General features: G+C 62.5%; 13 protein-coding genes and 1 pseudogene. 8 read left to right on the plus strand and 6 right to left on the minus strand.

Going from position 1 to position 13636, the window contains the following annotated elements; genetic code table 11:
• The 3 genes from ACAG24_RS24720 (at nucleotide 1) to ACAG24_RS24730 (ending at nucleotide 1585) form a co-directional block, all read left to right on the plus strand.
• Nucleotides 1-204 carry a ferredoxin gene (locus ACAG24_RS24720; RefSeq protein WP_370475585.1) on the plus strand — a complete coding sequence of 68 codons (204 nt, stop codon included), beginning with the start codon at nucleotides 1-3 and terminating at the stop codon, nucleotides 202-204.
• Nucleotides 205-226: 22 nt separating this feature from the next.
• Nucleotides 227-874, plus strand: a complete 648-nt coding sequence (locus tag ACAG24_RS24725; RefSeq protein ID WP_370475584.1) for a TetR/AcrR family transcriptional regulator — start codon at nucleotides 227-229, stop codon at nucleotides 872-874.
• Nucleotides 875-1033: 159 nt separating this feature from the next.
• Entirely contained in the window at nucleotides 1034-1585 is a 552-nt protein-coding gene (locus tag ACAG24_RS24730; protein WP_370475602.1) for a pyridoxamine 5'-phosphate oxidase family protein, read from the plus strand.
• Between the two features lie 530 nt (nucleotides 1586-2115).
• Here the strand turns inward: ACAG24_RS24730 and ACAG24_RS24735 are convergent.
• The 4 genes from ACAG24_RS24735 to ACAG24_RS24750 form a co-directional block, all read right to left on the minus strand.
• Nucleotides 2116-3249 carry an MFS transporter gene (locus ACAG24_RS24735; RefSeq protein ID WP_370475583.1) on the minus strand — a complete coding sequence of 378 codons (1134 nt, stop codon included), beginning with the start codon at nucleotides 3247-3249 and terminating at the stop codon, nucleotides 2116-2118.
• A gap of 554 nt (nucleotides 3250-3803) precedes the next feature.
• A complete protein-coding gene (locus ACAG24_RS24740; protein WP_370475582.1) occupies nucleotides 3804-4421 on the minus strand; it encodes a TetR/AcrR family transcriptional regulator in 618 nt (205 codons plus the stop codon).
• 216 nt (nucleotides 4422-4637) lie between these two features.
• The gene (locus tag ACAG24_RS24745; protein ID WP_370475581.1) at nucleotides 4638-4988 is read right to left on the minus strand and encodes a DoxX family protein; all 351 of its coding nucleotides are present in this window, start codon (nucleotides 4986-4988) and stop codon (nucleotides 4638-4640) included.
• Between the two features lie 211 nt (nucleotides 4989-5199).
• Nucleotides 5200-5826 (minus strand): hypothetical protein, encoded by a 627-nt coding sequence (locus ACAG24_RS24750; RefSeq protein WP_370475580.1) that lies wholly within the window; start codon nucleotides 5824-5826, stop codon nucleotides 5200-5202.
• Between the two features lie 711 nt (nucleotides 5827-6537).
• On the opposite strand from ACAG24_RS24750, the gene ACAG24_RS24755 reads away from it, so the two are divergent.
• On the plus strand, nucleotides 6538-8217 hold the full coding sequence (locus ACAG24_RS24755) for an FAD-dependent monooxygenase (protein ID WP_370475579.1): 1680 nt from the start codon (nucleotides 6538-6540) through the stop codon (nucleotides 8215-8217).
• A 506-nt stretch (nucleotides 8218-8723) separates the two neighbouring features.
• Entirely contained in the window at nucleotides 8724-9404 is a 681-nt protein-coding gene (locus ACAG24_RS24760; protein ID WP_370475578.1) for a hypothetical protein, read from the plus strand.
• A gap of 143 nt (nucleotides 9405-9547) precedes the next feature.
• Here the strand turns inward: ACAG24_RS24760 and ACAG24_RS24765 are convergent, their stop codons facing one another.
• The gene (locus ACAG24_RS24765) at nucleotides 9548-10240 is read right to left on the minus strand and encodes an alpha/beta fold hydrolase (RefSeq protein ID WP_370475577.1); all 693 of its coding nucleotides are present in this window, start codon (nucleotides 10238-10240) and stop codon (nucleotides 9548-9550) included.
• A 215-nt stretch (nucleotides 10241-10455) separates the two neighbouring features.
• On the opposite strand from ACAG24_RS24765, the gene ACAG24_RS24770 reads away from it, so the two are divergent.
• Both ACAG24_RS24770 and ACAG24_RS24775 read left to right on the plus strand, forming a co-directional pair.
• On the plus strand, nucleotides 10456-11373 hold the full coding sequence (locus tag ACAG24_RS24770; RefSeq protein ID WP_370475576.1) for a hypothetical protein: 918 nt from the start codon (nucleotides 10456-10458) through the stop codon (nucleotides 11371-11373).
• Nucleotides 11374-11756: 383 nt separating this feature from the next.
• Nucleotides 11757-11963, plus strand: a pseudogene (locus ACAG24_RS24775) (tyrosine-type recombinase/integrase); the annotation flags it as partial.
• Nucleotides 11964-12884: 921 nt separating this feature from the next.
• Here the strand turns inward: ACAG24_RS24775 and ACAG24_RS24780 are convergent.
• The gene (locus ACAG24_RS24780; RefSeq protein WP_370475574.1) at nucleotides 12885-13268 is read right to left on the minus strand and encodes a hypothetical protein; all 384 of its coding nucleotides are present in this window, start codon (nucleotides 13266-13268) and stop codon (nucleotides 12885-12887) included.
• A gap of 79 nt (nucleotides 13269-13347) precedes the next feature.
• On the opposite strand from ACAG24_RS24780, the gene ACAG24_RS24785 reads away from it, so the two are divergent.
• Complete coding sequence (locus tag ACAG24_RS24785) at nucleotides 13348-13611, plus strand: class I SAM-dependent methyltransferase (protein ID WP_370475573.1); 264 nt, start codon at nucleotides 13348-13350, stop codon at nucleotides 13609-13611.
• Nucleotides 13612-13636 lie beyond the last annotated feature (25 nt).

Raw genomic sequence — 13636 nt, forward strand, 5'->3', positions numbered from 1 at the left:
ATGAAAATCAAGGCGGACCGCGATATCTGTATCGGGGCGGGCATGTGCGTCATGGCCACCGAAGCGGTCTTCGATCAGGACGACGCCGGCATCGTGGTGGTGCGCGCGGACAAGGAGGGGCAGTTGCCGCAGGACGAGCGACAGCAGGTCCACATGGCCGTACGCCAATGCCCTTCGGGCGCACTGAGCGTCGTCGACGACTAACGGTTCGCGTTAACGTGCTCGAATGACAGCGAGCGATGGCCCAATCCTGCGATCAGATGCGGCACGCAACCATCTGCGGATCCTTACTGCGGCCGCAGAGGCGTTCGAAATTGACGGCTCAGCGGTGTCGCTTGACGACATTGCCCGTCGCGCGGGTGTCGGGATCGCCACTCTCTACCGTCGCTTCGGCACGCGCGAGGAACTAATCGGCGCGGTGGCCGAACATGTATTCGCCGAAGAGATCGCGACCGCGATAGTCGAGGACGGTCCAGACCCCTGGACAGATCTCGTTGCCACTCTCACCGCCACCGTCGATGCGTTCGCCGCACACCCCGTTCTGGTTTCGCTGGCTACCGAACACGCAGTCATGGGGATGGAGACCATGGCTGCCTACGCTGCTGCCAAGGAACGGGTTCCAAGACGTGCCCGAGACGCCGGCGCGGTGCGCGCAGACCTAACGACAGCCGACTTGACGGCTGTGGTCGTGATGGCGTTGGCCATCGTTCACAGATCGGAGCGCAATCCCGCCATCAGCCGTCGTTATCTCACGCTCCTTACCGACGGGCTGCGACCCACTGGGCGCCCCCTCCCAGACGCCGAGCCCAACAGCCACAAGGCTGTTCAGGTCGCCCACCGCTGTGGACGGCGAAACGCCGGTGGTGGCGCCTGAGGTAGTCCGGGTTGATCCCGCCGCGCACCGTTGACGTGCGACTCAATTTTGGATACATTGTGACCGTTATTATGGGCCAAGCCATAGCCTCTCACGGTGTCCACCGCTTTCCTCGCGAGCGACGCTGTCTGCCTGAGCCAATCGAAGGGACACATCTTGATGCTGTTGCCGCTTGCCGAGCCGTTCAAGGCTCCTACCGATCGCGACATGCTCCCTTCGGAACGTCGACAGTTCGTACGCACGCACCGCACATGCGTGTTCGGCTATCGACGGCGCGATGACGGCCCAGCCATGTCGGTCGTGTACTACATACCGACCGATGCTGACGAACTATTGGTCTCCACGATGGCGGGGCGCGGAAAAGCTCGCGTGGTGGAACGGGATGGAAAGGTCAGCCTCTGCGTCATCGACGAGAACTGGCCATTCACCTTTCTTCAGGTGTATGCCGATGCCGTCGTCGAGCACGACCAGGATCTCGCCGTCGACGTGATGATGGCGGTGGCGTGGCGTATGTCGGGAGAACAACCCGGTGACAACGTGCGGCCCTTCGTCAGCGACATGGCCGAACGGGAGAATCGGGTCGTGTTGCGCTGCCGTCCATACGCCACCTTCGCGACGCCGCCGCGCCACCTCCACGTCAACGATCAAGCAGAGCAGCTCACGCACTGGCAATCGGCAGCGGTCGCGTGGGACACACCTGACCCCAAGTAGGAAACGAGCGGGTAATGTGCGGCGACTAGTTTGTGCAATCCCGGGACGCCGGATAATCCCCCTGCTGCCAGTCGCCGGCTGCCCTTGTCCATCAGGTGCTCTTGACGTGGCCTTTTGTCGAACTGCCGCCGACGAGAATCCCCGCGCAACCGGCTGCGGTCGTCGTTGACTCGGGTGCTCGCGTCGGCACCATTCAAGTCGGGCTCTTCGTTCATGCCAGTCGAACAACCGACCGCGGCTAGAAGCTTCGACAATCAGCCTCTCGGGCCAGTACCTCAGCGCCGCGCAACGCTTCGCGATGAACCCTCTAGCCGACTCGCGCCTCCGGAAGCCATGGCGGTCGATTTATGATGTGCGTTGGTCGAGTTCCGCGACCAAATACATCCGTGGAGGTGGTGTCCCCTGGGCCAACATCACCACCCTCCAACTGTCCGGCTCCGCCGCCCGACAATCCGCCGCGAATTCAACCGGAGCTACCCGACTTCGCCTCGTGCCCGGTCCCGCGCGAAACGACTGATGGGATTCGGCGGTCAATCGGTAGCCCGAGCAAGCGAAGTCCGGCCGCAGTTCTGCACAACTATCGCCGCAAGGCAGACGCTTGCCAGCGCAGCCACCGCGCCGGTAAAGCTGACCCCGGCGGCACGCAAACCCCAGACGCCGGCGGCCAGGCCCACCCCGACCACCGGTAGCGAGATCGCGACATAGGCGACGACGAAGTAGGTGGAGGTCACCTCTGCTCGTCGGTCAGCGGGGGTCCGTTCGGCTACCGCAGCCAGTCCTCGGCTGAAGCTAATGCCCTGTCCGGCACCGCACACCACGGCGGCTGCAACAAGCCCGATCAACGACGAGAGCATCAGTGTCGCTGCCAGAACGATCATGCCGACCACGGTGGTGGCGCAACCCAGTGCTACTGCTCGTTGAGGCGCTATCCGCGTAGCAGCGATCTGCGCCGCCGCGGATGCGGCGAAGATCGAGAACACCACGAGACCGGCCACCGCGTGGTTGCCGATGTCGAAGGTGGCTACATACGACGGAGCCACCGCGGTGAACAGCCCCAGGACCGCGAACCCACAAAACCCGGCGAGCGCCGCCACGGTGAACACGCCGCGCACCTCGGGCGGCACCGACAGTCGCTGGATGCCGATCTGCCCGCTGCGCCCGGAGGTTTCCGGCACGATCGATAACGCGATCCCGGCCACGAGCGCGAGTCCGATGTGCACTACGAAGGTCAGGTGCAGCGGCGCCGGAGCGTACTCGACGAGCGCTCCCGCCAGCAGCGGCCCGAAACCAAGCCCGCCGATGTTGGCCACCGTCGCAATCGCGGCAGCCCGGGTGCGTCGGTTCGGCGGCGTTGCTTCGATGATCGCGGCCGTCGCGGTGCCGGTGAAGATGCCCGCAGACAACCCTGACAGTGCACGGCCAACCAGCAATTGCGGCACACCGTCGGCGGTCAGGAAAGCCGCTGCGCTGAAGACCGCGAGAACCACGCCGGCCAGTAGCATCGGCCGGCGACCGACCGCGTCGGACCAACGGCCGAAGCACAACAGCGAGAACAACACGCCGCCGGCGTAGACGGCAAAGATGACCGTGGTGGTCAGCACGGCGAAATGAAACCGCTGCGCATACAGCGAGTACATAGGGGTCGGGAGCGTCGTTCCGGCCATTATCGCCGCGAATGCGTAGGCCAACAGCCATCGAGGACACGCTTGACCGGCATTTTCCGGGTCACGCCTCGAGATCTCCCGTTCGACGACGCCCACCGGACGCCTTAGCGACCGCGAGAAGGTACCGTCCATTTTGGGCAACACCGTATCCATTATTGGCGCTCGGCGCTGCCACGTCAAACTCCCGCGGTGATCACGCCAGCGCGGGCGCGCCTTCGTCGATCATCTCGCCAAGCGGTCGGCGTCCGCTCATTCAGAGCCGCGCGATGCCGTCAGCAATTCGGGGTGAACAATCGATGTAGCAGTCCAACCTCGCGACGAAAGAGATGGCAGCAACAACCGCCGGGCGCGCGATTCTGACCGTGCGACCGCACAGACAAGCGCCACCGAACTCAGCGCGATCCTTGTGCGCGCCAACCGTTGCAGGAAAGATATCCCTGACAGTCCCCCTATCGCTGAATCCGCCTGTCCGGCAGGCTTATCGGTGGCCTCACAGAGAGCCGGCCAGCTTGCGACGACCGTGTCTCTACTGTCCGTCCGTAGCGACGGGAGAATCACCGTCGACGACGAATCTGCCCGAGCCCCTTGATGATCAATTCCAGACCAAAGGCGAACTCCTCGTCCAGTGGTACCGGCAGCGCGTCGGCTACGGCCAAAGTAGCGGGGAACCGAGACGCCTCCACGCCGTGGAAGACAGCACTGTCCTGCGCTGCTCGCGAATCATCGCGTCCGGACATCTGAATGGCGAACCCAAGAACGAAGCGAGACAACGTGGCATAGCTACGGGCGGCCAACTCCGGCGAGAAGCCGTTGGCGAGAAGCACGGAGAGCGCGGACTCACGCAACGACATTGCGTTGGGCCCGAGGGGAGTTTGTTCGAGCATCAGCTGCGCAACATTGGGATGCTCGCCCAACGCCGAATACATCGCTGTAGCGAATGCTGCGCAGTCGCGCCGCCAGCCCCGGCCTTCCTGACGCAACGCGCCAGGATCGGCCTCCGCAAAGACGAGATCCACTACCTCACCGACCAGTTGCGCCCGGTTGGCGAAGTGCCTATACAGCGTTGCGGTTCCCGAATTCAGGCTTTGAGCCAGCGTACGCATCGACAACGCGTCGGCCCCCTCGGCATCGACCAATTCCAGCGCAGCGGCGATGATCCGCTCTCGCGGCATCGCCGGACGCCCCCGCGAACGGCCGGTCGAGGGTCGCTCTGTGGTCCTCCGAGTCCCACTCACGGCCTCATTATGACGCTGCGTACTAGCCAAGGTCATTGTCGGCAGCCTCCTGGCCCAGACGCGCCTGGCAGTGCCTGTGGGACTTGCCTTACTGGTGGCCGTCGACACATGCCCGGGCAGGCTAGGCGGTGGCCACCCATCACCGTGCCAGCGTCACATCGCGTAAGCGGACATGACGTATGCGCCTGCTAGCGCGGCGAGCACCGCCGCAGGCAGGACCCTGGCCACCGGGTCGCCGTTGCGCAAATGGGTACCTACTGCGGCGCCCATGAGCATCACTAGCCCCAGAGCCGCAAGTACACCTAGCGGTGCCAGGACGAAGATCGCGGCTGTCAGCGCCAAGGCTGCGGCGACCTCCAGAAGGCCGATCATCCGGTACGACGACACCGAATACTCAACCTCGGCGGCCAACTTGCGCGCGGGCGGCAATGCCAACACCTTCATCAGGCCCGAAGCTCCGAAGATCGTGGCCAGCAAGACGGCAAGAATATTCGGCAGTGTCATGATCGCTCCTGATCTCACAGTTCCCTTGCGGGATACGGACGCCTGCAAACGCTGATATCGCGTCGACGGGCACGCGATCTGGTTTCGCCGACCCTTCCTCGATAGGTTCGAGGTTCACGGATACAGTGTAGCCATTATTAGCTGGTTTGTGTCAAGCTCGGGGGGGCGTGCTGCCGCATGGGCCTGGAACCGACTCGCTCGGGCTTCGCCATCACTCGCGGTGCGCGCGCGCATACAAGGGCGGCAGCACCTGCTCTAGCCGACCCATCTCCTCGATGCCGTGCCGGATCGAACGCTCGGCCGTCGATTTGGAGAACAGCAGCGGCACGAGGAGCCAGTTGAGTAAAACCCCTAGCACGGGAATGTCGACGCCAATCTCGATCTCGGCGTAGAGCCGCGAACCATTCGGTTCGGCGCTGAAACGGTGCCTCATCCGGCCTACCGTCCGGCCGAATCGCATGATGCGAAAATCGAATGCCTCGTCGTCCAGCACGTCGGTGTGCACCGTCGCGATGATCAAGTCTCTGTAGTCGCTGAGCTGTTCGCGAATCACGGAAACCCCGCCAGGGATGAACCCCTCGTTCTGCCGATCTCCGTCGGTGAGCGGCGTGACGTCAATGTGATCGCGATGGTGCCACAGCAAGTTCACCGGGATCTCTGGGCCCGTGAAATCCTTCCCATTCCAGGTGGTCATTCCAGAGGCGTTTTGGAACCACCATCGCAACATCTTGGGACTGACTCCCCTAATCGTGTCGTGTTCCACCTGATTCTTGACCTTGCCCGACCAGGAGCGGCTGACATTCACCCACTTAGCGGATGACACCGGCTTGAATGACACATCACCGGCAGCCTCGATAGCGGCGCGTGCGAGTAGTCGGCGACGTCGCAACTCATCTACGTCTATCGAACTCGGTTGGGGCATCTACTCTCTCCTGACCTCGTCGGCTTGCAATGCACGTGGCAGGCCGGCGCGCAAGGCGCTGCGACGTGTCCACGCCGTTCAAGGCGAAACCCGACTTAGGATCCCGCACGGCCATCCGTCCGAAGTACGCGCGCCACCAATGGCAGGCATCGAGCGCGAAGCATAGGCCCGCGCACCCCGTCGAGTCAACGCAGTTTCGGAGCCAGCCTGCTTCCAGATCCACTGTCCCCAAGACAGATTCGTGACATAGACGGCGGGCGTTGACGACTCAAAATATTTCGGATACGCTGTGGCCGATTACTTTGTCAGTACGGCGGCGACTACGCGATCGCAGGGGTTCTACATGACGAGGCACAGGAGCGTTTATCCGCCGGGTCGACCCAGATCTCCCAAAGAGCCGCCGATCTGGGCATCGAGAGCTTGCAGTCTCGTGACCGAAGGAAGCAGCAGGAGACCTATACCGGATCCAGCTACGCAACAGCCTGACTCGGTAGCGTCCGCATCCAACTTGGCTTGGGTTTGGACGCACCAAACCGCGGCGAAAGGCGAAGAGCACAGAGTGCATCCACCGTGGCTCTCGTGGAACCAGCGGTCAAACTTTCCAGGAAAACGGCAGGAGCAATCGCAATGACGACACGGACCACCGCCCCCGTACTGATCGCAGGCGCGGGGCCAACTGGACTGGTACTGGCTGCCGAGTTATCGCGGCACGGTGTCGCCAGCTTGTTGGCCGAACGCAATCCACACACAACGACGTTTCCCAAGATGGACATCACCAATGGCGCGAACATGGAACTTCTGCGCCGACTTGGTGTCGACATAGAACTGCGCGCCCGCGGAGTCGGCGCAAGCTATTCCTTCGACGTCATCTTCGCCGCTGGTCTCGACGGCCCAGAACTTGCGCGTTGGCGCCAGCCGTCGGTCGACGAGCAACGCGCTCTCATCGCCTCAACTGATGACGGCAGCGTGCCCGCCGAGCCATGGCAGCGATGTTCACAAGCGATCTTCGAGGCCATGATGATGGAGCGCGCTCACCGCGACCCGCTCATCGACGTTAGGCAAGGTTGGACGTTAGAACGCTGCAGCCAGTACGGCGACGGGGTAGTCGCCGAGTTGTCCAATAGAGACGGCACTTTGACGTCGGTGAGCGCATCTTACCTTGTCGGCTGCGACGGCCACGCCAGTCGTGTACGAAGCGAACTGGGTATCGAGATGAACGGGATGAAGGACTTCACCACCTTCGCACTTGTTCACTTTCGATCAAGTGACTTGTCGAATCTACGTTCGCTGGGCCAGTTTTGGCACCTCTTCAGCACGAGTGGCGCAGTCCTGATCGCGCAGGATGAGGTCGAGACATGGACTTTGCATCAAGACCTGGGCGACCGCGACGATGACCCGGACCCGATCGGCAACCCCCGAGAATTCGTCGCCCGCGCACTTGGGCGTGCGATCCAGATAGATGAGGTCCTGGCATGCAGCACCTGGCGGCCCAGCGCTCTTCTGGCGGATTCTTATGGCCGCGAACGGATCTTTCTGGCTGGGGATGCAGCGCACACGATGGTCCCCACAGGCGGCTACGGCATGAACACCGGCGTTGGCGACGCAGTGAACCTAGGCTGGAAGCTCGCCGGGGCAGTCCAAGGCTGGGGCGGGCCACACCTCTTGGCCAGCTATGAAGCAGAACGAGCGCCGATCGGCGAGCGCAACCGCAATGTCTCGGTGGACCATGGTCTGGTACAGCTGAAGTACTGGGACATGGTCGAACCATCCCTGATCCATGCCGACGACGACGCTGGTAGGGCGCACCGCGAGGCCATCGCCGAGTTCTTGGCCGCCAACGACGGCGAGAACGTCAGCTTGGGAGTCGAACTCGACATCCGATACGACCACTCGCCGGTGGTGATCTCCGATAACAGCGCAGGCCCGCCCTGGCACCGCAGAACTTTCGTTCCCACTGTGCGTCCAGGTCACCGCGCACCAAACGTTGCAATCGGCGAGGAAGGCACCCTGTTCGACCGCTTTGGAACGGCGTTCACTCTCGTCGACGCAGCCCACGACGTTCGGCAGTCAACGGAAATCCTCAGCGAAGCCGCTCGCGTTGGCTTACCGATGCTGTACCTGCCGCTGACCGAACCCACGCTCATGGCTCTCTACCAGCACCGAATGGTGTTGGTGCGCCCCGACCTTCACATCGCCTGGAGTGGTACCACCGTCAGCGACGCCAGCGACATTGTTGCCCGCGTGCGCGGCATGCACGCCGAACCTTCCGAAGTCGTCGGCGCAACAGCGAGCAGACAGACATCGTGATCTGCGCCGACGCGCGACGAGTCTTGGCGCGCGAACGCCACACGCGAGCAGCATCTGACCTAGTTCGACGGCAGGGACTCACGACTCGTAGGCCTCATCAGCACAGCGGAGACTCCAAGGCCTCGTACTGTTCGTCGGAGCTGAACCACGCTGGCCGCTTCCGAGGGATCCCTGCCGGTAGTTCATCCCCGACAACACCATCGAAGTTGAACATCCGAGCCGCGGTCGTTCGAACATAGACACACCAATCTGCGGCACAGCCGCGCCAGGCCGCTGCCCATGCCAGGACTGACGCACAGCAGATCGTGCGATGGGGTCAGTGCACCCCGCACGATCATTTAGGATCAGGGAGTCCTGGCAAGACATCCGAGGCCCTAGCTGGAGTCCCCTCCGGCGAGGGCCTCGGCTTTCTCGCGGACGCCACCTGACGCCCTCGCCATCACGATACAACTGGGGTCCGACAACTCCCAGCAAATAACCACGCCGTGCGTTGGCGCCGAACCAACGTGGGATTAGCCCGCGTGCCGTACTGCGATGCCAGACTGCTCTATATAAAGTTCAGCGACATCGCCGACGAACTCATCGGGAACGCCTCTGCCCTGAACGACGAGGTGTCCAACCTCGCGAAGCTCTTGTCCCAGACCGCGTTCCTTGATGACAGTCGCAATTTCTCCCACGCGCACTACGGCTACCTCATGGCCTGCATGGGTCAGATCGACCCCATGTCAAGATGCGAGTGGGGCCCAGTGGAGCCGCCACGCAATCAGACACCGCGGATGCAGGCGTGCATGGAGAACTACCTCGACGTGCACAAGGTCGACGAGCACCGAGTCGCGATCCAACTCATGCGGCACACCCTCATGCACACAGGCGCGTTGCGCTACCTGTACGAACCGAGGACTGGGACGGCCTACACCTGGCGCATCCACTTCGGAGACACCTTCCCGTCTGCGCAGTTCGGGCTTTACACGCTCACGACCGAGGATCCGGCCTGCCAGGACGACCTCCTGAAATCGGTCAGCGGGAACGTCACATCCGTCAAGGCCCTCAACCTGCAGATCACGCAGTTCGCAGCGGACAACCTGCAGGTTGCGAAGGACTACACGACCAAGATGAGCATGGACCCCGCACTGCAGACGAACTGCGAGGGGACCTATCCAGCGATTCGGGTGCAGACCCTGAAGTGATCCCGGTTGCGGCGGCGACTTAAAGGGTACTTCAGTGCCTCGATTACGCCGTCGAGACCGTCACCACTCCGCAACATAGGCACTCACACCTGTCGAGCACACACCGTTGCCAGCTGAGTTACGCTGTAGCACAGGCTATCTCACTACTTGTGGCGAGCTATCGCGTCGTTGATGATGGTGGCGAGCTCTTGGGGTTTCGACACCATCACCATGTGTCCCGCTGACAGCACCCGGTGTTCCACGCCCGTACCCAGATGGGTGGTCATCTGCTCGACGAGCGCCGGGGGCACCGGCACGTCATCCGTCATGCTGACGTAGGTGATGGGTATGCCGTCGGGATAGCCGCTCAAACGCGCGTTCATCAGATTGCCGGCGTCAGGCACGAACCCCTGCCAGGTCTCCGTCCACTGCTCATCGCTGAGATCGTTGCCGAATATCGCCTTAGCGATCTTCTGCTCAATGGTCACCAGCTGGCCGGACGGCCAGTCGGCGCCGGTCTGGATGATCGCTGCACATGAACCCGGCCCAGGAACGAGAGCGCCCACGTAGACCAGATGTCCGACACGGTCCGGATGTCGCAACGCGGTCTCGGTGATGGTGACCCCACCGAGCGAGTGCCCGACGAGTGCGAACCGTTCGAACCCGGCCTCGTCCGCGGCGTCGATGACTGCCTGGACGCAATCACCGACCGTCACGGCAGCAAGGTCAGCCGGGCGTCCGGCGCGACCGGGCAGATCGACGGCGACAACCGGCATCGCCAGATGTGGCACTACCGGATCCCAACACGCCGACGTACACATGCCGCCGTGCACCAACACAGCGCCCCCAAGGCTCATGTCCAACCACCCCAATCTTGAGCAACCATCTGCATCCGGCGTTGAGTATCGCCCGGTGGAGGTAGCACACATTCGGTATTCGGCTACTCGAATACCGCGACGATCTCCATTAGCACTGGCCCCACGGCACTGGCCGGCCGCCCCGAACGGTCACGAACGCCCAAGCTAGCAAAATTTGGTCGAGCTAGGTGGCTCAGGCCGCTACGTTGTGTTTCGTGTTCCGACGTCGCCGACATGAGACTGCGCTACTGGCGCCCAACGCGCCACATTCCTACCAGGCCTCGCTCACCGCACTGGAAGCGTCGAAACCTCGCATCGCATCGGCCCTTCGGAAGGCCGATGCGAGACGCGCCGAGCGCTTGGCGGGCTATCTCGATGGAATGCGGCTTCGGGGGCTGGAGCAGTTGTACGCCTATCTCGACGCAGCCGTAAAGTCGTATGCGTCGCTCCCGGCGATTGCGGACCTTGCATTCTTGGTCGGTAGAGTGCGCGCCGACTTCCAGACAGCACTAGAGGCAACCTTATCGGGCTATCAGAGTGTCGCTGGCGACGCCATGCGCGATGTCATGGAGATTGAGGCCCTGCTGCTCGACTTCGCTGCCAACCCGAGTAACGCACAGGAGTGGCTTGAGGCGGACCGGGCGCGTCGATGGGCCAAGTATCGCCCCGAGAAGGTCCGGAACAGGCTGTCGGCTGCTGGCATTAAGCCCTTTTCCGACAAAGGGTTTGAGCCTCTCGACTACTGGGCCCACAGCACAGCGTTGCATGTAACACCCACCGAATCGGCAATGACTGCGCGTGGCCCAGAGGCTGAAGACCCGACCGGGCTCCTTGCAGATGTCGGCTTCGTCGAAATGTTCGAACACGGCAACCGAATCATGACGGCGATCGAGCTACTTCGGGTTGTTGCGCTCGGCGCTCCAGACGACTACCAGCCGCTCACGCCAAGGGACGACTTCGACGATGCGTACGCCCGGACCAACCAGATGCAGATCATGATGGTCGCGTTTACTAGTGGTCCGGACGCCCTGCGCGAGACTCTAGGCAGAGAGCCAACAACGGTCGAACTGCTCCAGTATGTCCGCGACGAAATCGAGGCGAAGAGTCTGCCGTTTGGCTGCCCGCAACAATAGACTCATCGATCTCCGCATCCGTAATCGCACGACGGGCAACTCGCACCTCTTGAACACGCACCGTTACCAGCTTATGTTGTAGCGCAAAGGAAGTCAGTGTCGGGTTCTTACCGTCCCGCCAGTGTCCGATCCGGAACTGGTTGGGAGTAATCCGGGAAAACCTGAGAGCTGTCCGACTTCTCGCCCGCATTCCAGAACTATCCGACAGCGGCACCAACGGTCAGTGCTTGCCGCCCTTGCCCTGGTGGCGCTACCGGTCCCGCTTGCGCCGCCCCGGTTCTCAGTAACCTGTCGGTCGAATGGTTCACCTAATGCGAGAGCGGTAATTGAATGGGATGCAACACCTTACAGCTATTCCGTCACGGTGACGAAACAGGCGCGCCGTGCACGGACTTCGCCATACCTATGCAAATGAGCTCGCGACCTCGAATGCCAGCGTCTACACGCTGATGAAACTCCTTGGGCATGAGTCGATGACGACATCGCAGCGTTACGTAACAGCGGCGGGGGTTGAAACACGAAGTGCGGCAGCGCAAAATCAGCTTTACTCCCTACTGACCGAACAACGGGAGGACGATGGGACGAGCTGAGAACGAAGCGATCCATGTGAACAACGACGAAGGAGGGCCCCGCAATGGGTAAGCGAGTCAGCCTGATTCTCCGCGACGCAGACGAGGCGATGCTCGCTCCCTTCCTTCATCGGGGCTCGCCAGCCTTTGATCCTGCGACAGTGGGCACACCGCAATGACTACGCCTCGGTCGACATCAGCTCGGATGCCGCTGTACTGCTTCCTTCGGTGATCTTCAGCCGGGGGCTCCTGTCCCGGCTAGTTGAGAGTTCCCGGCTCACGGTGGCCTCCTATTCTCAGTTAATCTCGGACCGGACAGCAGTTCAGTTAGGCGATGTCGGAGCTCCAGACCGCATCGGGCGGGCCCTGATCGAAGCGTCGCGTGACCAGATCGGGCGGAAACGAGGCCGTGGGGTTCACCACGGTGTGCCCTGAGAGGTGCGGGGGCTGATCCCGACAACGCCGATCTCGCCATGATCTTGGCTCCGGCTGAACCAGAGCGTGTCAGATAGTGATGGCGACTTGGTAGCGAAAGCTATTTGGACGGCGAAGGCGTGGACCGGCCCCACCCGGCACCGCGGGTCATTTCGTGTGCGAGCGGGTTCACTCGGTATGGCAGCGGCGACGTCAAAGCCAGGGTGGTGTTGGTGTGCACGACGCCAGGAATGGCAAGAATGCGCTGCCGGCCTGGTCGTCCGTTGGTGTCGCCGGCTCGACCGCGACTGGCTGGACGTCGGCCTGACCGGAATCCCTGGCCATCCGACCCTAGTCGGTCGGGCGACCATGTTCACCTATCTCGACGATGCGCGCGCCGCGCTGGCAAGCATCGTCGACAAGGTGTTCACCGTTCGAGCTGATGGTTAACCCCGCCCCGCAATTCGGCTCTGCTGCTGCACATTTCATGCTTCAGACCAACACGCCACGCAGTACGTTGCCTCCTTCTCACTCACGCTGCGCGGACACCCAGGGAATCGCGCGGGCTGCGCCATAGACAAAGATGCCGCAAATGCACAGGATTCCGGTCCACAGCGCCATCGCGTCATCGCGCAGCCACACCGCGTCGTGAAGGGCTCCTTCCACGAGGACCCCGATACTAACGAACGCAGACAGGATCGCGCTGAGTCCCACGAGCGCGCCCAGCCCTAGGCTGCTGCGAGATGGCCATCGGCGCTTCACGTACGTCTCAACAGCCAACATCACGAACACAAGCAGTACGGCGCATGCGGCCATCCAGAAACCAAGCATGGCGCCGATGCTAGGGCGCGTCTGCGACACCGTGGTCAATCCCTCGTCCAGCTGTCCCGAGCGCACCAGAGCAGCGCCCACCGCTCTCCGCTGGCGCGATACCAACTGCGCGGCGAAAACTGTTGCTCAGCAAACTAATTGGGGTGCCTTTACGATATAGGTGGGGGGAACAGCGAGCGTTCTTGCCTTGCTCGACGCGCATGCCGATAGCGTTGGATCGCGTATCGCGTGGGAATTGCGCGTACGTGTCAGCGGTGGTCCGGAGTGTGTCGGACTGACCGCCGGCGCCGGTCACGTCTTGATCTACGGACCCGTTTGCCTCGACGGCCGCGCCGTCACGCACATCAACGCCCGTCTGGACGCGCTCCTGCGCCGCGAACGCCGCATCGTCGAGGACCACAACAGCCGCCCACGGTTGATCTGACACCGTGAGCCTCGCGCGGGGGTGC

It is taken from the genome of Mycobacterium bulgaricum, from assembly GCF_041287165.2.
GTDB lineage: Bacteria > Actinomycetota > Actinomycetes > Mycobacteriales > Mycobacteriaceae > Mycobacterium > Mycobacterium bulgaricum.